We start from the raw sequence: 24,207 nt of genomic DNA on the forward strand, positions 1-24,207 counted from the left end.
TTGCAAAGCAACAAAACTTCACTTGTCCACACTGTCAACAGTCGTTGTTTAACGGTGAGTCAACGGAAATACATCACATCATTCCCAAGAGCTTTAGGAGGAAGTGACAACACTAAAAACCTAGTAATAAATACTGCATTATTACTGCCACAAAGCTCAACACAAAGTCGCTGTGAGAGCAACACAGAGACATGAAACGGACACACCAAAAGGACAATACTCTAAGGAGAACGTAACAGAGGAATTGTCAACCAACATTCAACTTAGTTTATTCTAATATCCATTAGAATATATAGTAGATGTGAATGCTTGAGCCGTATGCTTGGAAACTTGCACGTACGGTTCTTAGGGGAGAAAAGGGGAGTAATCCCCTCTACTTACCCGACAAATATATTCTTTGCCCATTCCCTATTCTCTACCTTTATTGAAATGATAGAAGTCGAAAATCTCAGCAAAACCTACGGGGCAACCCAAGCCATTAACAATGTATCCTTTAATGTGGAAAAAGGCACTATTTTAGGCTTTTTGGGGCCTAATGGGGCTGGAAAAACCACCACCATGCGCATTTTAACGGGTTATATACCCGCTACCCAAGGCAGTGCAAAAATTGCGGGGTATGAAGTCCATGAAAATCCCATGGCGGTGCGGGAAAATATTGGTTATCTTCCTGAAACTCCCCCCCTTTATCCTGATATGAGTGTGGAGGATTTTTTATCATTTGTTGCTAAGATTAAAGGAGTGTCATCGGGCGATCGCACGGAGAAAGTAAAAAGGGCGATGGAATCTTGTCAATTAGAAGATAAAAGTAAAATTCTCATTCGTAAACTCTCAAAAGGCTATCGTCAAAGGGTAGGCATTGCCCAAGCCATAGTCCATGAGCCTCCCGTTATTATACTTGATGAACCTACCGTTGGTTTAGATCCTCGCCAAATTATCGAAGTGCGCAACCTCATCAAAAGTTTAGCAGGGGAAAGGACTATTATTCTATCTACTCATATTTTGCCAGAAGTGAGTATGACCTGTGACCTCGTAACCATCATCAATAAAGGAAATATAGTTGCTACCGATACCCCCAATCAACTATTAGAGCGTTTGAGCAGTAATTCTGGCTACGAAATAGAAGTAGAGGGCAACACCGAAACAATTTTATCTCCCTTACAAAATATTGACGGTGTCAAGTCTGTTAACACTCAAATCCTCACAGATAAGGAAAATCGTCACTTGCTTAAAATTGAATTAAATGGCAGTGATGAAAGTGGCAAAGATATTGCTTCTTTAATTATTCATCAGGGGTTAGGCATCTATGAGATGAAGAGAATTAAGCCCTCCTTGGAAGATGTTTTCTTAGAGTTAACCACCACTGAATCCAAAGATTTGAAAAACGAAGTAGAAGAGATTAAAGGGGAGTAAATGGGCGGTGATAAAAAAGTGCTTTCGTAGAAGTAAGTGCCAAGAATTAAAGTAATGATCAAACGGCCCAATGGGGATAAAGCAAATAAAACTTAAATAGAAGAAAGCTCTCCCCTCCGAAAAGAGGAGAGATAAATAATCAACCTGTGTTGCGCATTCCCGCGGCAATGCCATTAATAGTGAGTAAAGCACCCCTCAACAATTCATCCTTGCTGTAACGAAAGTGAATCAACCCAGCCTTATCTTGACTTGCATATTGTCGCAGACGTTTCAACAATGAAACTTGTAAAAACCCTAAAGGTACAATAGAACCGTTACGCAACTGTACCGAACGTTGTAATTCGGGATCATTATCTAATAATCGCTCTTGTTGGTTAATTTTCAAGACCATTTCACGGCTAAGGTAATATTCCTTAGCAATTTGGGAGAATAGCTTATGGAATCGCTCTTTATCCTCATCCTTTGCCAACTCTTCTACATAGTGACTAGCCATTTGTAAATCAACCTTTGAAAGGGTCATTTCTACTTTGGAAATCACCATTTTGAAGAAAGGCCATTTTAGATAAAAATAACGTAATAGTTTCAGATTCTCTTCAGGCTCTTTGGCTAAAAACTCTTGTAATGCAGTACCTACACCATACCAGGCAGGAAGCAAGAAACGGCTTTGTGTCCAACTAAACACCCAAGGAATAGCACGTAAAGAGCTAATGTCTTTTTTGCCTGTTTTACGACGGGCGGGGCGAGAGCTAATTTGTAGTTTACTGATTTCCTCGATAGGGGTGACAGAAAGGAAGAAATCGATGAAGTCAGGTTGCTCATAAATCAAATCTCTATAGGCTTTCCTGGAGGCGATCGCAATTTCTTCCATAATATCGTTCCAGGGTTCAATATCATCGAATCCACTGCCCAATAAACTAGCCTGAATTACTGCGGTGCTAATGGTTTCGAGATTGTATAAAGCCAACTCAGGTAAAGAATACTTAGAAGCCAGTACCTCCCCTTGCTCAGTAATTTTGATGCGCCCGTTAATGGTAGAAGTCGGTTGAGCCAAAATTGCCGCATAGGCAGGGCCTCCCCCCCTACCCACCGAGCCTCCTCTACCGTGGAAAATCTTGATTTTTACCCCATAGGTATTACCCAATTTTGCCAAAACTTTTTGGGCTTTATGGATTTCCCAGTTGCTACTCATAAATCCAGAATCCTTGTTACTGTCAGAATAACCAAGCATGATTTCCTGTAAATTATGGGGAGTTAACTTAGGCAGCACCAAATTAGACTGATTTTCAGTGGAAACCTCCTCGTATCCCCCCGCCAAACAGGCACGATAAAGGGGTAAATCAAAGAGTTCTTTCATTACCGAGTAGGACCTCTTTAAGTCTTCCACCGTCTCAAATAAAGGCACTATACGAATGGTACTAGCCCCAATAACAGGGTCATACAATCCTGCTTCCTTTGCCAACAAGAGAACTTCTAATACATCACTGACATAGTTTGTCATGCTGATGATGTAGGTGTTACAAATTTCCAAACCAAATTCTACTTGTAATGACCGTAAAATCTTGAAGGTTTCAATGGTTTCGGTGGTAGTTTCCGAGAAAGGAATGGGATTGGGTACGAGGGGGCGACGGGTTTTTAATTCGCCGATTAGCCATTGGGTTTTTTCTTCTTCGCTCAATTCATTGTAGGGCTTATCCAACATTCCTAAATATTGAGCAATTTCGTTGAGGGCATCGGAATGGCGGGAGGAATCTTGACGAAAATCCAACTCGGCGAGGTGAAAACCATAGATTTCTACTTGGAAAATGATATGGTCTAATTCTTGACAGTTTAGCCCTGTTTGCTCAAGGTTGAGCTTGATAAGTTTTAAGTCCTCTAAGAAATCACTGGCATTGGGGTAGAGGTTATCATCCCTTGTGGCTAGTTTAATAGATTTACGGGTTTCGGGGTTGGATAAAGCCTCGTTTCTTGCTTTGGTATTTTGTAATTTTTTCTCGATAAAGGCGAGTTTTAGTCTATAGGGTTCTTGGCGATAACGGACATATAATTTATCATACACATCAGGCATTTTGATGCGATCTGTTTCTAGGGAGTCTAATAATTCTGGTAATACATTAGACCAATGGAGGGATAAACTGAGAACATCGTTTAACTTGACTATGGACTCTAAATATTTATCAATGACTAAATTACGCTGATAACAGGCCGTTGACCATGTAACTTCTGGGGTTACAAATGGATTTCCATCGCGATCGCCCCCTACCCAAGAGCCAAAATAACAAAACTTATGACTAGGGGCTTTTAGTTTAGGGAAAGTGCTATGTAAAGCCTGTTGTAAACGCTTAGAAAGGTGGGGCAAACTATCAAATAACACCTCTTGGAAGTAATGAAGGGCATAATCAACCTCATCCAAAACCGTGGGCTTAAACTGGTGTAACTCATCGGTGCGCCACCATAATTGAATCTCATCCATCAAACGAGAGCGAAAATGCTCTGCTTCATAGGAATTAGTTAAACCCATGGCACGACAGGATTCCTCCGCCCCATCCAAACGCTCTAAAATTTGGGAAATGCGTCTTTGCTTTTTGCGGATGGTATGACGCACAATTTCTGTGGGGTGGGCAGTAAATACCAAACGAATATCTAACTCATCCAACAAATCTTGAATTTTTTGAGGGGGCATATTCAACTGTTGTAGATGGGGAAATAACCAATGAAAAGTACCACCACTGGCGGGGTTTGGCTTTTGTGCAAAATAACTATAATCTTTGCCTTCAGAATCAACAAGTACCTTTTGGGTTTCGCCCTCAATTAATTTATCAATGACACTGTCTATTTTATTCCCATTTACTTGGTCTTCGGTGGTGGTACTACGGATAATTTTTTGGTTTCGCTGTTCGTAATGTTGCTCTACAATGTTAATTAATTGAAAATAGAGAGCTAAAGCCCGTACAGACTTGATGGCGTCATCTAATTCTAACTGCTCAATCCATTTACTGACAGATTGTTTGGGGGTTTCTGAAGTTTGTCCTTCAGGGGAACAAGCAGATTTTAACTGATCTAATAAATCGACTAAATGTTGTCCACACTCATTTGTCAAAACTAACTCCCACAAATTTTCCACTAGCTTGAGTCGGTGACGCAATAACAGTTCTGAATTAGAATAGATGCTTAGTTCTTCTTCTTCTTTGTGGTTAGTTTTGATAAAAGTCATAATATTTGCTTCTCTTAGATGTTGATTCATGGGCCAGTTGTCATGACAACTTTACAATCTTAGCGGTGATTAGTCCTTAAATAAAGTTTTTTCAGATACATTTTTACTTATTTTCCACCATCTATGGTCATTGTTAGAAATATTTTGCTGTAAATTGCTATACCTATCTTTCAATTTATCAATAATTTAGCGAACTTTAAAGTTAATTAAAGTTTCTGGTTTTCTTGAGAATTTTCGTTGTTATTATTTGATTTATAACCTCTTTTCTCAGAATCATGAGTGAGTCTTTTAGCCCTAATACCGTTCTTGACCGTAATCTTAACCCTTATATTACTCTAAATAATCAGGGAATTACCCTGTCTGCCATAGAATTGTCTGCCTCTGAACATCGTTTGGGTCGTGATCCTGCTATGGTTGATTTGGTAGTACCTAATGAGTGGAATATTGTCAGCCGTTGTCAGGGTACTTTTATCCGTGAGGATGATAATGGTTATCGTCTTTTGGATGGTAGTCGGCAAAAGCGTAGCTCTAATGGGCTTTTTATTAATAATAGACTAATTCCCCCAGAGGGTCATGTATTACATAATGGCGATCGCATCCAAATCGGTCAAAATCCACGAGACTGGGTAATCATAGAGTATCATTCCTCCATGGTGCATAGTGGTTTTAGCCCCCCCAAAACCCAATCCATATCCCTACTTGAAAAACCGATTATCCTTGGCAGGGATGAAAATGCTGACTTGCCCTTAAATGCCCCTACGGTATCTCGTAAACACGCTGTTATCAGTAAAAATAGTCAAGGGCAGTATGTTTTAACGGATTATAGTGCTAATGGGGTATTTGTAAATGAACATAAAGTTAATGGTTCTTGTATTCTAGATCATGATTCCTTAATTAATATTGGCCCTTATCGTTTGGTATTACAAGGAAATCGATTAGTTGTTGCCGATCAAGGAGATAATATTCGTTTAGATGCTTTTAATTTAATACGAGTAGTTAAAGATCAGGAAGGAAAAGATCGCACTATTATTAATGATATATCTTTACCCATTGAACCGGGTCAATTTGTCGCTTTGGTGGGGGGAAGTGGTGCGGGAAAATCTACTTTGATGCGTACTCTTTTGGGTATTGAACCCACAACCAATGGGGCTGTATATATTAATGGGGAAGACTTACGACAAAATTTTAATATTTATCGTAATCAAATTGGTTATGTTCCGCAACAGGATATTATTCACAAAGATTTAACGGTGGTAGAAGCCCTCGAATATGCAGCCAAATTACGTTTACCTCCTGATATTAATGTTCGGGAAATAGTTAGTAAAACTTTGACTCAAATAGAGTTAGTTGATTATAAGAATATTTTAGTAAAAAATCTTAGTGGCGGTCAGTTAAAAAGGGTTAGTATTGGGGTAGAATTATTAGCAGATCCTAAGTTATTTTTCCTTGATGAACCAACTTCAGGGCTTGATCCAGGATTGGATAAAAAAATAATGGAGTTGTTGCGCAAGTTAGCCGATGAAGGACGCACCATTATTCTTGTCACTCATGCTACTACGAATATAAATATGTGCGATCGCCTCGTATTTTTGGGCAGAGGGGGGCATCTTTGTTATTATGGCGAACCTAAATCCGCCATGGAATTTTTTAATATTTCTAGTGGTAATTTTGCTGATATTTATATTAATTTAGAAAGCATTGATGCGGTAATTAATAAAGCCCAAGAATTTAAAAAATCATCCCATTATCAAGAGAATGTTAGCAATCATTTATCTCTAAAAAATACAAACTCTCCTTCTTTTCAAAATACTGGTCATGGCTTTACCAGTGCATCTGTTGGTAATAATAAATCTGTTTCTTCATCTACTCCCGAAAAAGCAAAACCATCTTTAATAAAACAGACAATTACCCTTACTCAAAGATATGCCAAAATTATTTTTAGAGATAAAGTTAACCTTTCAATTTCTCTTCTAACTGCCCCCATTGGTATTAGTTTAATTAGTTTTGCCATTCAAATAGAACCTTTGGTATTGGGTACAAAAGATAATCCAAAACTAGCATCTACTGCCCTCAGTGTCTTATTTGTGTTTACCTGTGCTAATATTTGGGTGGGTTTATCAGGTTCTCTTCAAGAAATAGTAAAAGAGGCTGATATTTATTTTCGAGAAAGGTTAGTAAATCTTGATATTTTTGCTTATTTATTTTCTAAGCTATCAGTATTAAAATTAGTTACTTTTTTACAAAGTTTGTTAATTGTCGTAACTGTTTTATTACGCTTTGAAAGTCCAAATTCTGAGTTAATTTATTGGTCAATAGGAGTATTTATTACCAGTTTTTTAACTATTTTCGCTAGTATAAATTTTGCCTTAATGGTATCTGCCACAGTAAAAAATATTACCCAAGCTAACAGTTTATTACCCTTATTATTAATCCCTCAAATTATCTTCTCAGGAGTATTATTTACTATGGAAGATGCAGGGAAATATCTATCATGGTTGACTATCAGTCGTTGGTCTGTGGGTGCTTATGGTACATTAGTTGATGTTAATAGTATGATACCTGAGCCTATTATATTACCAGATGGCAGTGCGATCGCCCAGGGGATTCCAGAATCATTGGTTTATGAGTCCACTTGGAATAATTTGGCTACTAATTGGTCAGTTTTAATTTTGCATACTTTTATTTATTTTACGATTACTTTTATTTTGCAAAAAAGGAAGGATATATATAATTGATAATTGATAATTGATAGTTGATAATGAATAATTATGGCGGGGAACAGGGAACGGGGAACCGTTTATAATTATAGATTAATAAGCAAATCCTCTCCATTTCAAATTGACAAATAGGTATATTATCTAATAAGGATTTGGTATGATATGGCGTTTTTTATAATTATGAGATACATTTATGATTTTCAAGTCCCCCGAATTTGCGGGGGATTTAGGGGGATCATTTTGTACCCCGTAACCATGATAATTGCTATATCATTGTTATCTATTTTTAAACTCTTATCAATTGGGTTTTTAAATTTATGAAATAAAGTCAATTATTATTAAGATAATTCCCAAAAATAAACAGCCTATCATGCTATATTTAAGAGCATTTTGATTTTTTAAATAATCTGAATTAAGTTCTTCTTCTGTCTTTAAAGAAACTAAAAAAGGTTCATTGTTACTAGGTTTTGTTATTCTTAATTCCCCTGTTTCATCACTAGCATTACCTAAAACTAATACTTCTCGATTGATAGGTAAAATAAACTCTTGATAACGGTAACCTAAAGTGTGGGTATTATAACTATCACTCCTCATCAAAAAAGAAAAATTACCAAACTGAAGCATTCCCCCCGCTGGTTGTTCGGGTCGAAATTCATCTAAAATTTTAATAGTGTCAAATTTTGCACCTTGGGAATTAATGGTGATTGTACCCGTCTTATCTTCTAATATAAATGGAGTAGAGCCCTGATTTTGGGTGATGGTTTCCGATTTGCGGACGGTTTTTTCTATGGTTTTTCCTTCGCTATCTTGCGATCGCACTTTTTCCTCATATTCCCTTTGTACTAGCATACGATAATAAACACAAGGTTCTTGTTTCATTTCCGAAATCAAAGGCTCATCAACGGAAATTTTTCCCCATAATTTCACATAGTCGCGCCAATTTCCACCCCCAATCTCTTGGGTAATAGCTTGACAGGTGGTTTGTAATTCTTCAATATCCGTTAACCTCGCAGACAATAAACTGCCATGGTTTTTCGCCTGTGCCTGTTTGACAAAAAATAAGATAAGTGCGATCGCAACTAAAATAAAACCAAAGATACCCATAGAAAAATCTAAAAATAACCTTAAAAATAAATCATTCTAATTGTATTTTAAAAACTAACCGCTACACTAAAAAAAATATCCTTCGTAATAAAAAATTACAATGTTAAAAGAAAACTGGAAAAAACTACAAAATGGCTCAGATATTAGAGGAGTTGCCCTAGAAGGAGTCGAAGGAGAAAACGTTAATTTAACCCCCGAAATAGTACAAATTCTCGGTAAAAGTTTTACTAAATGGCTAAGCCAAAACCTTAATAAATCTCCTGCTGAATTAATCATTTCCATCGGTAGAGATAGTCGTTTATCAGGAGAAACTTTATCTCAAAGTATTTGCCATGCCATCAGTGAATTAGGGACAACGGTATATAATTTTGATATGGCTTCCACCCCCGCCATGTTTATGAGTACCATCGAAGCTGATTTTAACTGTGATGGTGCCATAATGCTTACCGCCAGTCATCTTCCCTTCAACCGTAATGGCTTAAAATTTTTTACAAAGCAAGGGGGCTTAGAAAAACAAAATATTACAGATATTTTAGAAATAGCCCAAGAAAATAGCTTTAATTATTCCCTAGAAAAAGGAGACATAATTAGTAAAAACTTTATGGCTAAATATGCTAACTTATTTGTCAGTAAAATAAGAGAATCCGTTAATCATCCAGAACATTTTGAACAACCCCTCAAAGACTTAAAAATAATTGTTGATGCAGGAAATGGTGCAGGAGGATTTTTTGCCGACAAAGTATTAAAACCCCTTGGGGCAGACATTACAGGAAGTCAATTTTTAGAACCTGATGGCACATTCCCTAATCATATTCCTAACCCAGAAAATCCAGAAGCAATGGCATCTATTTGTGAAGCTGTGGTAAAAAATAAAGCAGATTTTGGAATTATTTTTGATACTGATGTGGATAGAAGTGCCGCCGTTGATAGTACAGGAAAAGAGTTAAATCGTAATCGTTTAATTGCCCTTACTTCTGCCATCATTTTACAAGAGCATCCCCAATCAACTATCGTTACTGACTCTATTACTTCTGAGGGTTTGACTAAATTTATTGAGCAAGATTTAGGAGGTAAACATCATCGTTTTAAACGGGGTTATAAAAATGTCATCAATGAAGCAGTAAGACTTAATAATGAGGGTATAGAATCATGGTTAGCCATAGAAACTTCTGGTCATGCTGCCTTAAAGGAAAATTATTTTTTGGATGATGGAGCTTATTTGATTGCTAAATTGTTGATAGATTTAGCAAAATTGAAGTTAGAAAATAAACAGTTAACTAACTTAATCAATAATTTAGAAGAACCCTTAGAAAGTGAAGAAATTAGGCTTATCATAAAAGAAGATAATTTTAAAGAGTATGGTAATGATGTAATTGAAAAACTAAAAGACTTTGCGAATAAACAGGATGATTGGCAAATTGTTCCTAATAATTATGAAGGAGTTAGAATTAGTTGTTTATCTGAACAGGAAAAAGGGTGGTTTTTATTACGTTTATCGCTCCATGATCCCGTAATTCCTATTAATATTGAGTCTAATGTTAAAGGAGGATTAGAAAAGATTACTATTCGATTATTTACTTTTTTGGAATCATTTTCAGCTTTAGAAAAATAGATTTTTTCAAAACTAAATAAAGTTGTAAATAGCAATTCTTTATTGATTATTAGACACGAAGGAGATATATTTTGTAGAGTTTGTTTATCTTAATCAAAATTACTTTACTAATAGGTGATTGATTTAGGGTAAAATTTTGTTTGTTAAAAATTATTTATGGTTTACACATCAATGGATTTAAAGGCACTTATTAGAGACATACCCGATTTTCCCAAACCAGGTATTATGTTTCGTGATATTACTACCCTTCTCAGGGATTCTCAAGGGTTAACCCATGTGATTGATGAATTAACGAATCAATGTCGTAACCTTGATGATAAACCAGATTATATTGTGGGCATCGAATCTAGGGGGTTTATTTTCGCCCCTGCCCTTGCTTATCAATTGGGAGTAGGTTTTATTCCTGTGCGCAAAAAAGGTAAGTTACCTGCTCAGGTGCATTCCATCGAGTACAACTTAGAGTATGGCACTGATACCCTAGAAATCCATCAAGATGCGGTGCAACAAGGCGCTAAGGTTATGGTTGTGGATGATGTCATTGCCACGGGAGGCACGGCTAAGGCGACGGCAGATTTATTAACTCGCATTGGTTGTGAGGTGGTGAGTTTTGGTTTTATTGTGGAGTTGAAGGATTTGAATGGCCGTAGTTTATTGCCTGATGTACCTATGGTTACTTTGGTGGAATATGATTAATTTAACCTCAGTCCAAGATTTGTCAGTATGGTAGGGGAGGTACTATGCTACTTCCGTACAGGTTTTGGATGACAGGTTGCAGGTGACAGGTTAAAAATACGAAAAGTTTTTATTAGGTTATTGAAGAAGTGAAAATAAAACTATTAATTATCTTTTTTTGCGTAACATCAGTTAGTATTCAAAAATATTATCACCATTGCCTGTTGCCCGTTGCCTATTCCCTTAAATGATATAATTGTTAAGAAATAATAAGGAAAATTGAGGAAACAAAAATGCCCCATACCATTGTGACAGACGTTTGCGAAGGAGTAGCTGATTGCGTGTCGGCTTGTCCTGTTGCCTGTATCCACGAGGGAGAGAGTAAAAATGTCAAAGGCACAGATTGGTATTGGATTGATTTTGATACCTGTATTGATTGTGGAATCTGCGTACAAGTTTGCCCTGTAGAGGGTGCTATATTACCAGAAGAGCGTCCTGAGTTGCAGAAAATGTCGTAGTTGAGGGAAAATTGATCCCCCTAACCCCCTTAATAAGGGGGAAGCATCTCTGAAGGTTTTGCTCACTCCTAGCTTATTATTCGATTTTATGATGATTATTGGTTTTGATCCAGGCAGGGATAAGTGTGGTTTGGCGGTGATGAATACAGATAAGGAAATCTTATTTAGATATGTGGTAAACTCTTCAAGGGCGATCGCCCTTATCCAAGATTTGATCGTAAAATATAGCCCTTCACTACTGGTAATGGGTAATCAAACTACATCAAAACAATGGAAAACAGAATTAGCAGATAATATAAACTTATCAATTAACTTAGTGGACGAAAAAAATAGTTCGGTAGAAGCGAGGGAAAGATATTGGGTATTTAATCCACCCCAAGGGTTAGGAAAGTTAATTCCCCTTAGTTTGAGAGTACCTCCTGAGCCTATTGATGATATTGTAGCGGTGATATTGATTGAAAGATATTGGCAGACGAAAATATAATAAAATCCAATTTTTCCTATCATTAACGGCGAAATTTTAGTATGATGGTAGGTTTGTCAGGGTAATTGAGCATAGAGAATGAATTAACTAAATATAGTAATTTTATTTAAATTATAAGAATATGATCCCCCCTAACCCCCCTTAATAAGGGGGGGATATACCTTGAAATTTCTACAAAAAATTTAGGACTACCTAATTCTTATAAAATTAACATCCTAAAAATAATTTCCATATTGAAATTGATATAAAAAAACAAATTATGAGAACTAATTATTGTGGCGAAGTGCGCCGAGAACATCTTGACAAGACTATCACTGTTTGTGGTTGGGTTGATCGTCGTCGAGATCATGGTGGAGTAATTTTTATCGACCTGCGCGATCGCACTGGAGTTGTGCAAATAGTCAGCGATCCCCAGCGTACCCCTCAATCATACCAAAACGCCGATACTTTGCGTAACGAATATGTGGTAAAAATTACGGGAAAAGTGAGCGAACGCCCCCCCGAATCCCTTAACCCCAAACTACCCACAGGGGAAATCGAAATCTATGCCAGTGAAATCGAGATTTTAAACGCCGTGGGGAAACAACTACCCTTCCAAGTATCCACCGATGAGGAAAATTTGAGGGAAGATTTAAGGCTCAAATACCGTTACCTAGACTTGAGAAGACACCGCATGACCAACAACTTAACCCTCCGTCATCAGGTGGTTAAAGCCATGCGCCGTTTCCTAGAAGATCAAGAAAACTTTATGGAAATTGAAACCCCCGTATTAACCAAATCTACCCCCGAAGGAGCAAGGGATTATCTCGTACCTTCTAGGGTAAACGAAGGACAATGGTATGCTCTTCCCCAGTCTCCCCAATTATTTAAGCAGTTGTTGATGGTGTCAGGATTTGACCGTTACTATCAAATCGCCCGTTGTTTCCGTGACGAGGATTTAAGAGCCGATAGACAACCCGAATTTACTCAGCTTGACATGGAAATGAGTTTTATGACCGAAAATGAGATAATTGAGCTTAACGAGGCTTTAATTTGTCATATCTTCAAAACTGTCAAAAATATTGATTTACCCCGTCCCTTCCCCCGTCTAACCTACGCACAGTCCATGGATAAGTATGGGTGCGATCGCCCTGATACCCGCTTTGGTTTAGAATTAGTGGATGTATCCGACATCATGAAAGATTCAGGATTCAAAGTCTTTTCTGGCGCTATCAAAAACGGCGGTATCGTCAAAGTATTACCCATCCCCGAAGGTAACGACAAAATTTCTAACGTCAGAATTAAACCGGGTGGAGACTTATTCACCGAAGCCACCATTGCAGGGGCAAAAGGTATCGCTTACATTAGAGTCAGAGATAACGGCGAAATCGACACCATTGGCGCCATCAAAGATAACCTCAGTGACGAACAAAAACAAGAATTGTTGACTCGCACAGGGGCAAAACCGGGGCATCTTCTCCTCTTTGGGGCAGGGGATATTCCCACAGTAAATAAATCCTTAGATCGTTTACGCTTAGTAATAGGGGAACAATTGGGCTTAATTGATGAGGATAAAATGAATCTCGTCTGGATTACCGAATTTCCCATGGTGGAATGGAATGCTGACGAAAATCGTTATGAAGCCCTTCACCATCCCTTTACTGCCCCTAATCCCGAAGATTTGGACGACTTAGCCACCGCTAGGGCTTTGGCTTATGACTTAGTGTTAAATGGTATTGAAATCGGCGGGGGTAGTCTGAGGATTTATCAGCGAGAGGTACAGGAGAAGGTATTTAAAACCATTGGTTTATCGATGGAAGAAGCCCAAGAAAAATTCGGTTTTCTCCTCGAAGCCTTTGAATATGGTACTCCTCCCCATGGTGGTATTGCCTACGGTTTAGATCGTCTGGTAATGTTATTGGCAAAAGAGGATTCTATTCGGGATGTCATCGCCTTCCCCAAAACTCAACAGGCTAGTTGTTTGTTAACCGAAGCACCTTCCATGGTTGATAATAAGCAACTTAAAGAGTTACACGTTGCTTCTACCTATAAGCCTAAATCTTCAAAAGGAGAATAAAAATTAATTTTCCCTCACCCCCAACCCCTCTCCCAAAAGGCGAGGGGCTAATTTTTTACCCTAAATCATTAGTTTTCATGTAATTTAATAACCAATTCGCCATGGTGGCGCGACGGGTTTCGAGGGGGCTAAATTCCCCTATTTTGTAACCTTGAAATCCTAAGTCTTCTTTGAGGAGTTGTTTATTTTCTTTGGGAATAGAGCGAGTTAATTTTACATTGGGGGGGCGATGGGCGATAAAGTCTGGGGGTTGAGGGTATTCGGTGCGCCAAGATTCTTCTACTTCTGAGTTATCCCATGTGTCGGTTTCTTCGTCATATTTATAACCTAGATAATGCCATATTAATTGGTTACAGGTGCGATCGTCTATTTTTTTGTTTAAAATATCCCAGATGGTTTCTTTTGTTAATGGTGGCAACATAAATAATTACTTTTTTTACCCACAGGTTTAGTATTCTGCAAATTAATTATACAGCTATGGAGTAAGGGCGATCGCCTTTAACAGACAGTACAAATATACTTTTCATATTCTGAAATTTATTTATTCCTTTACCGATATTCTTAAGCTATTCATTCGTATATATAATTAAATGATGCGATGATATATATTTTTTGTAAAGAAGTAGAAATAATAGTGGGTAAATTTTGGAGAGTAAAAAAATTAACCATCGTGCCGTTTTACTTCAGTTTATGACCTGGATTACCAGGGGGATGCCGATGTTTCTGTATTCGTTTCCGAGTACATGCTCGGTTTACTGCAACGAGAACTCAATCAGTATCCAAATTTTTCAAGTTATAGATCAAAAAACTTGATAAGCAGTCACCAACACGATAGCTAATTCTCTCACCATGATAATCAATTATCTTCAGAATCTCAACCTCAATCAATTATTCATGGGGTTAGTGAAAAATATTTTATTATATTTAACCATTGAGACTCACCCCAATTTTACTAATATCCACGGCATAACCTGCTACTACTAAAAAAACTTCATCAGCACGGTGTCCTATTTGACGGGTTAAACTACCAAGACGATTACGAAATAAACGACCCAATTCATAGGCTGGAATTATTCCCCATCCCGTTTCTTCTGCTACTAAAATAATCTTATTATTACTATTAATTAAACTGTCTAATAATTGCTCTACTTGTTGTTCCCAAATAATGTCATTTTTTTCGATAAAATTTGCTACCCAAGTTCCCAGAGAATCTATTAAAATTAATTGATTACTATGACATTTATCAAGAGCTTTTGGTAAATCAAAAGGTACTTCTAAACATTGCCATGATTTAGGTCTTCTTTGCTGATGAATTTGAATTTTTGTCATCCATTCAGTATCAGATTCTATTTTTTGAGCGGTGGCGATATAAACAACTTGTTGGGCTTGTTTTTTGGCGATAGATTCTGCCCATTCACTTTTTCCGCTACTGGCTGCCCCTGTTACTAAAGTAATTTTTGTCATATTACTATAAAAATTTATCTTGAATTAATATAGTCTCGCCTTCTTTTTTATTTAAACTTTCTTCTAATAGTGAATTAATCAAACTATTTATACTCATACTATTTTTTCGTGCTAATTTTTCTAAACCAGGACTTACGTATTTTGACGAATTTTGATTGTTTTAGCGATCGACGTTTAACAAAAACTAAAGGTTTTTGAGGATGCCTGCATAAGTTCTGTAAACGTTGGTATCAATTTTCTGATATTTCTGAAGCAATCTTATTTTTACTTTTACTTCCACTGAAAGGCTCAGGAATGGAAAAACCTTTATTATATAAAGCATCAATGGTTTCTTGTAAAGCATCAAAACCATTTTTTATGGCTTCTTCAGGGGTTTCTCCATCAGAGATACATTCATTAAAATCAGGAAAAGAGATTAAATACCCACCACCTTCTTCCTTGCTTAAAAGTCTAATTTTAAAGGGGTATGAAAACAAATTATTCATAATACTAACTATCTAAAAAATCAATAAATTTCTTAATATAAATGGGTTTGATTGGACGATGTGCAGGGATGGGTAATGTTTTACCATCATTCCTGATAAAAACCACATGAGAAGTTCCTTTCTGTCTCCATTCTACACCATAGTTTTGTGCAACAATTTTGACATTTTCAATACGCCAATCACGAGGATTGATTTTCATTTTTGCCAGAATTTTGTCTGCTTTACTCATTATTTGTCTTTGTTAAAATATGTAAAGAGATTGTTTTAAATTTTATCCATCATCAATTCTTAACATGGTTGCACATTGTCTCTTGCCAAAATTAAAGGATTTGCCCTCGGATGCGGGGGTTTATTTTATGCACGATCGCACTGGGGAGATATTATATATAGGTAAGGCAAAAAATTTACGCAAAAGGGTATCATCCTATTTTGCCCCTTCCCAACGCCATAGTAACCGTATTGCCTTAATGGTGTCTCAGATACGGGATATTGATTTTATCGTCACCGACACAGAAGCCGAGGCATTGGCGCTTGAGGCGAATTTAATTAAGCAACACCAACCCCATTTTAATGTGTTGCTCAAGGATGATAAGAAGTATCCTTATGTGTGTATCACATGGTCAGAAAAATATCCTCGTATTTTTATCACCCGTAAAAGAAGGATAAAAAATAAGAGCGATCGCTACTATGGGCCCTATACTGATACAAGGGGATTACGCCACACCCTCGATTTAATTAAAGGTAACTTTCCCCTACGACAACGCCCCAAGCCATTACATAAAGATAGACCCTGTTTAAACTATGATTTGGGAAAATGCCCTGGAGTATGTCAAAACCTTATTTCTCCCCAAGATTATCACCAAATTATCGAAAAAATTGCCCTTATTTTTCAAGGTAGAACAAACGAACTAGTTAGTCAATTAAAACAACAGATGGAAAGGGCGGCAGAAAATCTTGATTTTGAAAAAGCAGCTAAATATCGAGATCAAATCAACAGTTTGGAGCAATTATTTGCCACTCAAAAGGTAGCTTTACCCGATGATACCATATCCCAAGATGCGATCGCCCTTGCCCAAGATGAACAACATACCTGTATTCAATTATTCCAGATTAGGGCGGGGCGTTTGGTAGGTAGATTAGGCTTTTATACCGACAACGGCATGGAAACCGAAGCAGGGGAGATATTACAAAGGGTATTAGAGCAACATTATCAACAAATTGAACCCTTAGAGATTCCTAACGAAATTTTGGTACAACATCCCCTAAAGGATGGAGAAATGTTGATGGAATGGTTAGGGGAAAAGACAGGGAAAAAAATCACCATTACCAATCCCCAAAGGCAAATAAAAGCCGAATTGATCAATATGGTGGAAAAAAATGCTTACATTGAACTAGAAAAAACTCAAAAATCAGCCCTAGCTAATCTGGAAGCTATGGAGGATTTAAGCCATATTTTGCATCTACACCACTTTCCCAAACACATCGAAGGGTATGATATATCCCATCTCCAAGGCTCTAATGCAGTGGCATCTAGGGTGGTATTCATCGATGGGCAACCTGCCAAACAATATTATCGTCATTACAAAATTAAAAACCCCACCATCACCATCGGACATTCCGATGATTTTTTATCGTTGCAGGAGGTGATTAGACGACGTTTTTCGGGTAACGACCCCCATCCTGACTTAGTTATGATAGATGGAGGAAAAGGGCAACTCTCGGCGGTGTGTGAGGTATTGGAGGAGTTGAAACTGATGGAAAAGGTGAAGGTAATTAGTTTAGCAAAAAAAAGGGAAGAAATATTTTTACCCCGACAATCCCAGCCTTTGCCCACGGATGCGGAACAAGCAGGGGTACAATTATTAAGAAGGTTAAGGGATGAAGCCCACCGTTTCGCTGTCACTTTCCACCGACAACAACGATTAAAGGCCTCTAGGCGATCGCAACTTGACCAAATCTCAGGTTTAGGATTTGAACGCCAAAAACGTCTTCTCGCCCATTTTCACTCGGTGGATTACATCAGAGAAGCCAGTGTAAAACAGATTCAAGGGGTGGATGGTATCGGGGCTAGTTTAGCTCAAAATATTTATGATTACTTTCATCCTAGCTAGGGGGATGGGTAATGAGTCGTAAATAGTGATGGAATAGGATAAACAGAACAAAATAAATTAGAGTAGGATTATCCATTATCAATGGTTCCAGAGAATTTTAAAAGAAAGTAAAAAAAAATTGCCTATTTCCTTGACACTACAAAATAGATTCGTTATATTAATATATGTGCGTTAAACGAGAGTTAAGAAAACTTAAGTTAAATGTAAAACCTAAGCCCCCATCGTCTAGAGGCCTAGGACACCTCCCTTTCACGGAGGCGACAGGGATTCGAATTCCCTTGGGGGTATGTAAAAAACGGGAACTAACTCAGTGAGTTGGTTCCTATTTTGCTTTTGTGCAAAATTAAAGGCGATCGCAAAGTAGTAGACTATGTTTGATCGCACTTTAAACGCTTTAAATCTTTGAACATACTTTTATCTTTATATTGGGCAGTATACAATAAAATTGGTACAGCTAAAGCGAATTTATTTGGCTTATTATGGCTATGTATTTACAAAAATTATTACAAGAAAAGCGACAACAAATTTTGCAGTTAGCGGATAAGCACGGGGCTTTTAATGTTAGAGTGTTTGGTTCGGTGGTAAGGGGAGAGGATACCCCAGAAAGTGATATTGATTTTTTGGTTGACTATGACCCAGACAAAACAACTCCTTGGTTTCCAGGGGGATTATTGATGGATTTGCAAGAATTATTAGGGCGTAAGGTAGATGTTTTAACGGAAGATGGAATTAGTGTTTTTATTAAAGAACAAATTTTGACGGAGGCTCAACTTCTATGAGTACCGATAAAAATTTAGTTTATTTGCACCATATATTAGAATGCATTGAGGCGATCCAAACATATACATATCAAGGACGAGAAGACTTTCTGAGCAATAGTTTGATACAGGATGCGGTGTTACGGCGTTTACAAATTATGGCGGAATCAACTCAACGACTTTCAGATGAATTAAAAGCTCAAGTGCCAAATGTGGACTGGAAAGCTTTATCGGGTTTTCGAAATATTTTAGTTCATGATTATCTCGGTGGAATTAGTTTAAATAGAGTTTGGAATGCGATTGAAAAGGATTTACCCATTTTAAAGCAACAGGTGAAATTAATATTACAAAGATTTCATTAAAACAACTTAAGAAGATGAAAAACGATCGCACTTAGACACACTTCACATCCTTATTATGACTAAAATATATCCGCAGGATCAGCATCTTTTAATTTTCTAACGGCGATCGCCCCTGAAATAAAACACATAATAATAGTTAAAATCAAAACTGTCGTCAGCCGAGAAAGTTTCATTGCCAAAGGTAAAGCCGTAGCTGCCCTGGTTAAACTATACAAACCAGAAGAGATTAGAAAACCAGGAATAAAACCCAAAATTGCTAAAATTATAGCCTCCTGAAACACCAACACCAAAAAATAATTATCCCCATAACCCATCGCCTTGAGGGTAGCATATTCAGGTAAATGATCCGACACATCCGCATATAGGATTTGATACACTATCACCGTACCCACCACAAAACCCATACCAGCCCCCAAGAGAAAAATAAAACCAATGGGGGTACTATTGGACCAGTAACCCTGCTCAAAATCCATAAATTCCTCGTGGGTGAGTACCCGAACATCAGCCCCCAAAAATGAATCTAACTTACTTTTTACCGCCAAAGGATCTGCATTTTCTTTTAACTCAATTAAACCAATCTCAATATTACCGCTTCGGCGCTCAGGAAAAGCCCGTAAAATATTAGTATCACTGGTAATCACCGTACCATCTACTGCGAAGGATGGGCCAAGGGAAAATAACCCATGTACCTTAATATTACGATTATTTATCTCCGTTTTTACCTCCCCTTGAGTCTCATATAAATCCCTAACCCTGCCAAACTCTGGACGAGAAGCCACATCAAATAGAAAAGTATCCGCCAACTTGATTTGATCTAAATTTTCATTGACCAAGGGTAAATCTAAAATAGAATGGGAAGGATTAAAACCCATGGCCATAATTGTTCTCACTTGACCAGTTTCAGGGTTTTTCCAATCACCCAAGCTAATATAAATCGGTGAAACAAATTCTACTTCCTCTAGTTGCAGTGTCTGATATAAACCTCGACGGGAAAAAGGTTTCATTAAGTGTATGGCTTCGGATTGGGGGCTAATAAGTACCAAATCTGCTTCTATTTTTTCATGGATAAGAGTAGCACTATCCAACAAAGCCCCTCGAAAACCTAACTGCATAAACATTAATATATCTGCAAAGCCAATTCCTGCCAAGGCAATCAGCAATCGCATTCTTTCATGGCTTAGTTGTAACCAAGCTAGGGGAGTTTTCACTATTTCACACTATTATTTTTTTCAAAAGATGTCGGTCATAATTATTTATCGTTAGATTGCACCTTAGACTACCTACGAATTGATAATTAATGGTTGATATTTATGATATATCATCACTATCTATTGTCCACCCGTAATGTTGGAATATTTCGATAAAATCCCTGTGGGCGATCGCTTCAGGGTCTATGGGTACATACGTAGGAATATTTGACAGTTTTTTCTATTTATGGAGGATTGATAGAAGACGTGACCTTAGTAAACATGATGTACGAAAATATACTTAATAAAAAATTAAGATTCTCATACTAATTACTATTTCAATAACGGGACTAAATATTAGTAACAAGCTAGTTAAGATGTTCCCCTCGGTTACTACCCAAAAAAAGATAGAAAAAGAAAGCTATATGGCAATAAATCTTAAAAAATCTTGCTTAAGTCGCAATTTAATTGGTTTTTGTTTGCAAAATGTCTAATATTAGCTAATTTAGTTAAATGCACTACTATTTGACTTTAAATACAATTACAACAATCAATATTATTGTTAAGTATTGTTAAATAATGATTTTGTTATTTTTAATAAACTTTATCTTAGCCTCATAAATCCTTCAAAACTTTATCTCATCTTTACAAAATCGAGTTGACATTTTGTTTTCTACCTGTTAAATTTGTACATAAATACACTTAAGTACACGCAAGTAAGAAGTAGGTACTAATTAAATTTATCACTTAAGCGATTACTGAAAGGGTAGAACGAATTTTTTAAATATACATACAAGGACATAAAAGATAATGATTAATAATAATTTAGGCAAGTATCTAGCGGTAGGCTCTCTAGCGATTGGTAGTACATTTATGGTTACTAACACAGTAAATGCCGCGGCACTAGAAGGAACTGTTTCAATACAACCTTTCACCTTGGGCGGCATAACTGTTGGTGGAGTTGCAGCAAATGCTAGTCCTGGAGGGGTTTTACTAACATATACAGGTGTTGATGATCCCTTTGGTAAACCTATTACAGGGTTTGAATTTTTACCATCAACAACTCCTACTGGATTCGGTACTGCCCTTCAGTTTAATGGAAGTGGCGATTTTGCTAGTTTTTTCAATCACAGAGGCTTAATTAGAAATGTAACCACTGCTGATTCTCTTGCGTTTCTTGCTGAAGAAACAGGTGGACCAGACTTTGAAATTTCTGACTTTTTAAGAATATATAGTGAAACTACTGATGACAATTGGAATACTTTGGAATATACGTTTGCCCTAGATTCAATTTCTTTACCTGAATACACTTCAGTAGGTGTAGGCGGACAAGATACAACAATCAGCTTGAATTTTAATGGCAGATTTATAAATGCTGATGATAATAGTGAAAGTTTCGGCTCTTTTACCACTGCTTTAACCTTTAATGGTGACAACCAAGCGGAAGTTATTGCATTACTTTCTGATGTTAACAATCCATACGAAGCTCCTAGTTGGACTGCTGATGCTGTGGTGTCTGCTGCTACCGTTCCTGAACCCTCTGCCGTTGGTGGTTTGATGGTCTTTGGTCTTCTAGGCTCCATGGTGGGTTTGAAAAAAAGAAGAGAAAAAGTTTTAAATTAACAAAAATAAAAACCCTCCTGACAAAGGAGGGCAAAGCCATCATCTATTCTGGGGAATAACGCCCCGGAGAAAGAATATTATTAGGATCGAGGGTACTTTTTAACTGTCGGAGCAGTTGATTGTAACTATCTTCCCCCTTCGCCATGGTTTTCATGGAATGGATACCTAAACGATAGGGGTAATAACCGCTACTGGTGAGTTTATCCATCAACTCGTCATAACATTCCAAAGCTCGTTGATCTTCTCCTTGTATGTCTCGATCATAACCAATGGAAATGACACAATCGAGTACCCTTTCCGTTAACAAGGTGATGGACTGTTGAGGCTCGAACCCGTATTTGAGTAGAGTTTCTCTTACTATCTGGTTAATTTTTGCCCCGTGCTTTCCTAACAAGGGAGCTACAGGGGCGCACCAGATTAAACCGCAACCATCCCTATCAGGATCTGGATTTTCTGGGATAGGTGTTTTTTTGCGCCAATAGGTACTAGCTAACTGGGTACTGGTAGGCACACCTTTCATTAGGCCATAAACAGGGTGCATCAGGTCTAATAGTTCTGGTAAATGAGAACCTGTTATTTTTTGGAAGGGTTTGGCAATGCCATCGGCAATTTTTATGGTGCGGTCATCCAAAAACTGGATTCGGCGGACTTTTCCCTTGAGGGCATTATTAATTAATCTTTTCGCTTCCGCAACTTGTTTTTTCGTTCCGTAAATACCCCCCGAACCATTCCACGCCCCAAAATCCCAATCCTTGGCAAACTGATTTAACACTTCATCAGGTAAAGGGGTAACGCCCTTGGCTTCCTCCCAAGGATATTGTCGCAAAGCACACAAGACCTTGTAATTATTGCCGATATGTACCGCACTTTTAATGGTGCCATCTAGTCTGAGAGGGCGTAGAGCATCAATCAAATCCGCCAATTGATCATCCCTTTCGACACTAAAGAAAAACGCTTCAAAATATTCTGGGGCAGGCATTAACCAAAAAGTCATCTGCGTAACAATACCAAAGTTAGACTGGGTAAAAAGTCCATCTAAATAAGGACCTAATCCCCAACGATATACAGGGGCTGCTGTGGCGTTCTCAAACTTCCCAAATCCCGTATGAATAATTTCCCCCGTAGGTAGTACCACTTCCATGCCACAAACTTGGGCAAAATGATCACCGTAGGGAGTATGCCCAAATCCCCGTTCCATGGTATTCCCAATGAGACTACTTTCCACGGAAGAAGCGTTGCAGTCTAGCCAAAGATTAGATTTTTTTTCCTGTAAAAATTCATATAGTTGTTGTTGAGTAACCCCTGGCTCAATGGTTACATAGCCTAATTCCTCATTAAAGTCGATGATTTTGTTCATCTTTTTCAGTTCCATTAAGGCACAACCATCTCCCGTAGGTACTTTTGATCCATAGCCCCAATTTTTGCCAGTGCTAACAGGATAAATAGGAATTTTATGCTCATTTGCGATGTGTAAACATTTTTTTATTTCTTGACTATTACTAGGGCGTAATACAGCACAAATTTTATTGTCAGTTAAATATGTGGCGGTTTCTTTTTTTTCTAAAACTGTGTCGGTCGTGATAATATTTTCTTCACTTAAAATGCTTGTCCAAGAGGCGATCGCTTGTTTTTTATCCATAAAATTCTCCATTTAAAATATTAGTGCAATCATCCATTTTTATATTAGCTTGTATTCTTTGAAATAAATTATAAAGATAAATATCTTTGCTAATGTTATTAATTGCTTCGGAAGTATTTAATAGAAAAAGTCTTCTTTTTCCTTTAAACTCCATAATTTCTCCACAAAAATAAGAATTTAAGCCATACAATTTTAACTGACGAGATAATCTTGGCTCCATAAGACTAATGGCATATTGCAAATTCAAATCAGAAACAATACTCGTCACAGCTAAATAAAGTGTGAGAGGAATAATTGATAAACTGCGCCTAGTAAATTTATTATCATACTGATTAAAGTCACCAGAATAAATAGTTTGTTTTTGGTTCCACTGGCGAAAATGACTAAGTACGGCTAAACGGGAAACTTCTCCAAAATAAGATCTAGGAATACAGTTAAAGTCAAGAAAGTGTTCATCACAAATGCGTTCAAAGGGAAATCGTTGCTGAAAACCATCTGAAGACAGAACCAAGCGCACACAACCAATGTAAATGTTTTTGGGTTTATACCTAAGTAATAAATGGATTGAACAGGAGTCATAAGCATCTTGTTCTAATTTATCAGGAAATTTACTTAGGGGTTCATACTTTAATTCTTGGCAGTAAACTTGATAACGAATACGGAACACTTCTTCTCTCAGTTTAGGTGTATTTGCAATGCAAATATCAAATTGTTGAGAACTATATACGAATCTATGATCTAATAATAGAGGTTGATTTGGCTTTATAGCTTTTATATTTAGACTCATACTAAGT

The 24,207-nt window shown here is 37.3% G+C and carries 20 protein-coding genes, 1 tRNA gene and 1 other RNA gene; 12 read left to right on the plus strand and 10 right to left on the minus strand.

Going from position 1 to position 24,207, the window contains the following annotated elements; translation table 11 throughout:
* The first annotated feature begins 429 nt into the window (after positions 1-429).
* Positions 430-1,410: an ATP-binding cassette domain-containing protein gene (locus AA637_RS13950; protein ID WP_446684607.1), complete on the plus strand. Its 981-nt coding sequence runs from the start codon at positions 430-432 to the stop codon at positions 1,408-1,410.
* A 139-nt stretch (positions 1,411-1,549) separates the two neighbouring features.
* Here AA637_RS13950 and ppc read toward each other — a convergent pair whose 3' ends face one another.
* Complete coding sequence (gene ppc, locus AA637_RS13955) at positions 1,550-4,621, minus strand: phosphoenolpyruvate carboxylase (protein ID WP_446684608.1); 3,072 nt, start codon at positions 4,619-4,621, stop codon at positions 1,550-1,552.
* 275 nt (positions 4,622-4,896) lie between these two features.
* On the opposite strand from ppc, the gene AA637_RS13960 reads away from it, so the two are divergent.
* Positions 4,897-7,356: an ATP-binding cassette domain-containing protein gene (locus AA637_RS13960; protein WP_446683255.1), complete on the plus strand. Its 2,460-nt coding sequence runs from the start codon at positions 4,897-4,899 to the stop codon at positions 7,354-7,356.
* Positions 7,357-7,653: 297 nt separating this feature from the next.
* Here AA637_RS13960 and AA637_RS13965 read toward each other — a convergent pair whose 3' ends face one another.
* Positions 7,654-8,442 (minus strand): E3 ubiquitin ligase family protein, encoded by a 789-nt coding sequence (locus AA637_RS13965; protein ID WP_446683256.1) that lies wholly within the window; start codon positions 8,440-8,442, stop codon positions 7,654-7,656.
* Between the two features lie 100 nt (positions 8,443-8,542).
* Between AA637_RS13965 and AA637_RS13970 the strand changes: the two genes are divergently transcribed.
* The 5 genes from AA637_RS13970 (at position 8,543) to aspS (ending at position 13,784) form a co-directional block, all read left to right on the plus strand.
* Positions 8,543-10,054, plus strand: coding sequence for a phosphomannomutase/phosphoglucomutase (locus AA637_RS13970; RefSeq protein WP_446683257.1), 1,512 nt, complete (start codon positions 8,543-8,545; stop codon positions 10,052-10,054).
* Positions 10,055-10,225: 171 nt separating this feature from the next.
* Positions 10,226-10,747 carry an adenine phosphoribosyltransferase gene (locus tag AA637_RS13975; RefSeq protein WP_446684609.1) on the plus strand — a complete coding sequence of 174 codons (522 nt, stop codon included), beginning with the start codon at positions 10,226-10,228 and terminating at the stop codon, positions 10,745-10,747.
* A 272-nt stretch (positions 10,748-11,019) separates the two neighbouring features.
* Entirely contained in the window at positions 11,020-11,244 is a 225-nt protein-coding gene (locus AA637_RS13980) for an indolepyruvate ferredoxin oxidoreductase subunit alpha (RefSeq protein ID WP_069789789.1), read from the plus strand.
* Positions 11,245-11,332: 88 nt separating this feature from the next.
* A complete protein-coding gene (locus AA637_RS13985; protein WP_446684610.1) occupies positions 11,333-11,728 on the plus strand; it encodes a pre-16S rRNA-processing nuclease YqgF in 396 nt (131 codons plus the stop codon).
* A gap of 259 nt (positions 11,729-11,987) precedes the next feature.
* Positions 11,988-13,784: an aspartate--tRNA ligase gene (aspS, locus tag AA637_RS13990; protein ID WP_446683258.1), complete on the plus strand. Its 1,797-nt coding sequence runs from the start codon at positions 11,988-11,990 to the stop codon at positions 13,782-13,784.
* A 55-nt stretch (positions 13,785-13,839) separates the two neighbouring features.
* Here aspS and AA637_RS13995 read toward each other — a convergent pair whose 3' ends face one another.
* The 5 genes from AA637_RS13995 to AA637_RS14015 form a co-directional block, all read right to left on the minus strand.
* Positions 13,840-14,205, minus strand: coding sequence for a DUF1823 family protein (locus AA637_RS13995; protein WP_446683259.1), 366 nt, complete (start codon positions 14,203-14,205; stop codon positions 13,840-13,842).
* 237 nt (positions 14,206-14,442) lie between these two features.
* Positions 14,443-14,625, minus strand: a non-coding RNA gene (ssrS, locus tag AA637_RS14000) — 6S RNA.
* 83 nt (positions 14,626-14,708) lie between these two features.
* Positions 14,709-15,248, minus strand: a complete 540-nt coding sequence (gene cobU / locus AA637_RS14005; protein WP_446683260.1) for a bifunctional adenosylcobinamide kinase/adenosylcobinamide-phosphate guanylyltransferase — start codon at positions 15,246-15,248, stop codon at positions 14,709-14,711.
* 230 nt (positions 15,249-15,478) lie between these two features.
* Positions 15,479-15,733: a type II toxin-antitoxin system HicB family antitoxin gene (locus tag AA637_RS14010; RefSeq protein WP_446683261.1), complete on the minus strand. Its 255-nt coding sequence runs from the start codon at positions 15,731-15,733 to the stop codon at positions 15,479-15,481.
* A gap of 4 nt (positions 15,734-15,737) precedes the next feature.
* Positions 15,738-15,962 carry a hypothetical protein gene (locus tag AA637_RS14015; RefSeq protein ID WP_446683262.1) on the minus strand — a complete coding sequence of 75 codons (225 nt, stop codon included), beginning with the start codon at positions 15,960-15,962 and terminating at the stop codon, positions 15,738-15,740.
* Positions 15,963-16,026: 64 nt separating this feature from the next.
* On the opposite strand from AA637_RS14015, the gene uvrC reads away from it, so the two are divergent.
* The 4 genes from uvrC (at position 16,027) to AA637_RS14035 (ending at position 18,964) form a co-directional block, all read left to right on the plus strand.
* Complete coding sequence (gene uvrC, locus AA637_RS14020; protein ID WP_446683263.1) at positions 16,027-17,844, plus strand: excinuclease ABC subunit UvrC; 1,818 nt, start codon at positions 16,027-16,029, stop codon at positions 17,842-17,844.
* Positions 17,845-18,058: 214 nt separating this feature from the next.
* A tRNA-Glu gene (locus AA637_RS14025) sits at positions 18,059-18,131 on the plus strand.
* A gap of 198 nt (positions 18,132-18,329) precedes the next feature.
* A complete protein-coding gene (locus AA637_RS14030) occupies positions 18,330-18,623 on the plus strand; it encodes a nucleotidyltransferase family protein (protein WP_446684611.1) in 294 nt (97 codons plus the stop codon).
* 23 nt (positions 18,624-18,646) lie between these two features.
* Positions 18,647-18,964: a HepT-like ribonuclease domain-containing protein gene (locus AA637_RS14035; RefSeq protein WP_446683264.1), complete on the plus strand. Its 318-nt coding sequence runs from the start codon at positions 18,647-18,649 to the stop codon at positions 18,962-18,964.
* A 59-nt stretch (positions 18,965-19,023) separates the two neighbouring features.
* Here the strand turns inward: AA637_RS14035 and devC are convergent, their stop codons facing one another.
* Positions 19,024-20,172 (minus strand): ABC transporter permease DevC, encoded by a 1,149-nt coding sequence (gene devC / locus AA637_RS14040; protein ID WP_446683265.1) that lies wholly within the window; start codon positions 20,170-20,172, stop codon positions 19,024-19,026.
* A gap of 789 nt (positions 20,173-20,961) precedes the next feature.
* On the opposite strand from devC, the gene AA637_RS14045 reads away from it, so the two are divergent.
* Entirely contained in the window at positions 20,962-21,774 is an 813-nt protein-coding gene (locus AA637_RS14045) for a PEP-CTERM sorting domain-containing protein (protein WP_446683266.1), read from the plus strand.
* A gap of 43 nt (positions 21,775-21,817) precedes the next feature.
* Here the strand turns inward: AA637_RS14045 and AA637_RS14050 are convergent, their stop codons facing one another.
* Together AA637_RS14050 and AA637_RS14055 are read right to left on the minus strand one after the other, a co-directional pair.
* The gene (locus AA637_RS14050) at positions 21,818-23,413 is read right to left on the minus strand and encodes an FAD-binding oxidoreductase (RefSeq protein WP_446683267.1); all 1,596 of its coding nucleotides are present in this window, start codon (positions 23,411-23,413) and stop codon (positions 21,818-21,820) included.
* Complete coding sequence (locus tag AA637_RS14055; RefSeq protein ID WP_446683268.1) at positions 23,406-24,200, minus strand: PEP-CTERM/exosortase system-associated acyltransferase; 795 nt, start codon at positions 24,198-24,200, stop codon at positions 23,406-23,408. Before AA637_RS14055 ends, AA637_RS14050 begins: the two co-directional genes overlap by 8 nt.
* Positions 24,201-24,207: the final 7 nt, after the last annotated feature.

It is taken from the genome of Cyanobacterium sp. HL-69 (assembly GCA_002813895.1).
GTDB lineage: Bacteria > Cyanobacteriota > Cyanobacteriia > Cyanobacteriales > Cyanobacteriaceae > Cyanobacterium.

What these genes read in the sequence shown, in the direction of transcription:
- AA637_RS13950 (WP_446684607.1), top strand. Translation starts at nt 430, where the DNA reads ATGATAGAAGTCGAAAATCTCAGCAAAACCTACGGGGCAACCCAAGCC.
- ppc (WP_446684608.1), bottom strand. Translation starts at nt 4,621, where the DNA reads ATGACTTTTATCAAAACTAACCACAAAGAAGAAGAAGAACTAAGCATC.
- AA637_RS13960 (WP_446683255.1), top strand. Translation starts at nt 4,897, where the DNA reads ATGAGTGAGTCTTTTAGCCCTAATACCGTTCTTGACCGTAATCTTAAC.
- AA637_RS13965 (WP_446683256.1), bottom strand. Translation starts at nt 8,442, where the DNA reads ATGGGTATCTTTGGTTTTATTTTAGTTGCGATCGCACTTATCTTATTT.
- AA637_RS13970 (WP_446683257.1), top strand. Translation starts at nt 8,543, where the DNA reads ATGTTAAAAGAAAACTGGAAAAAACTACAAAATGGCTCAGATATTAGA.
- AA637_RS13975 (WP_446684609.1), top strand. Translation starts at nt 10,226, where the DNA reads ATGGATTTAAAGGCACTTATTAGAGACATACCCGATTTTCCCAAACCA.
- AA637_RS13980 (WP_069789789.1), top strand. Translation starts at nt 11,020, where the DNA reads ATGCCCCATACCATTGTGACAGACGTTTGCGAAGGAGTAGCTGATTGC.
- AA637_RS13985 (WP_446684610.1), top strand. Translation starts at nt 11,333, where the DNA reads ATGATGATTATTGGTTTTGATCCAGGCAGGGATAAGTGTGGTTTGGCG.
- aspS (WP_446683258.1), top strand. Translation starts at nt 11,988, where the DNA reads ATGAGAACTAATTATTGTGGCGAAGTGCGCCGAGAACATCTTGACAAG.
- AA637_RS13995 (WP_446683259.1), bottom strand. Translation starts at nt 14,205, where the DNA reads ATGTTGCCACCATTAACAAAAGAAACCATCTGGGATATTTTAAACAAA.
- cobU (WP_446683260.1), bottom strand. Translation starts at nt 15,248, where the DNA reads ATGACAAAAATTACTTTAGTAACAGGGGCAGCCAGTAGCGGAAAAAGT.
- AA637_RS14010 (WP_446683261.1), bottom strand. Translation starts at nt 15,733, where the DNA reads ATGAATAATTTGTTTTCATACCCCTTTAAAATTAGACTTTTAAGCAAG.
- AA637_RS14015 (WP_446683262.1), bottom strand. Translation starts at nt 15,962, where the DNA reads ATGAGTAAAGCAGACAAAATTCTGGCAAAAATGAAAATCAATCCTCGT.
- uvrC (WP_446683263.1), top strand. Translation starts at nt 16,027, where the DNA reads ATGGTTGCACATTGTCTCTTGCCAAAATTAAAGGATTTGCCCTCGGAT.
- AA637_RS14030 (WP_446684611.1), top strand. Translation starts at nt 18,330, where the DNA reads ATGTATTTACAAAAATTATTACAAGAAAAGCGACAACAAATTTTGCAG.
- AA637_RS14045 (WP_446683266.1), top strand. Translation starts at nt 20,962, where the DNA reads ATGATTAATAATAATTTAGGCAAGTATCTAGCGGTAGGCTCTCTAGCG.
- AA637_RS14050 (WP_446683267.1), bottom strand. Translation starts at nt 23,413, where the DNA reads ATGGATAAAAAACAAGCGATCGCCTCTTGGACAAGCATTTTAAGTGAA.
- AA637_RS14055 (WP_446683268.1), bottom strand. Translation starts at nt 24,200, where the DNA reads ATGAGTCTAAATATAAAAGCTATAAAGCCAAATCAACCTCTATTATTA.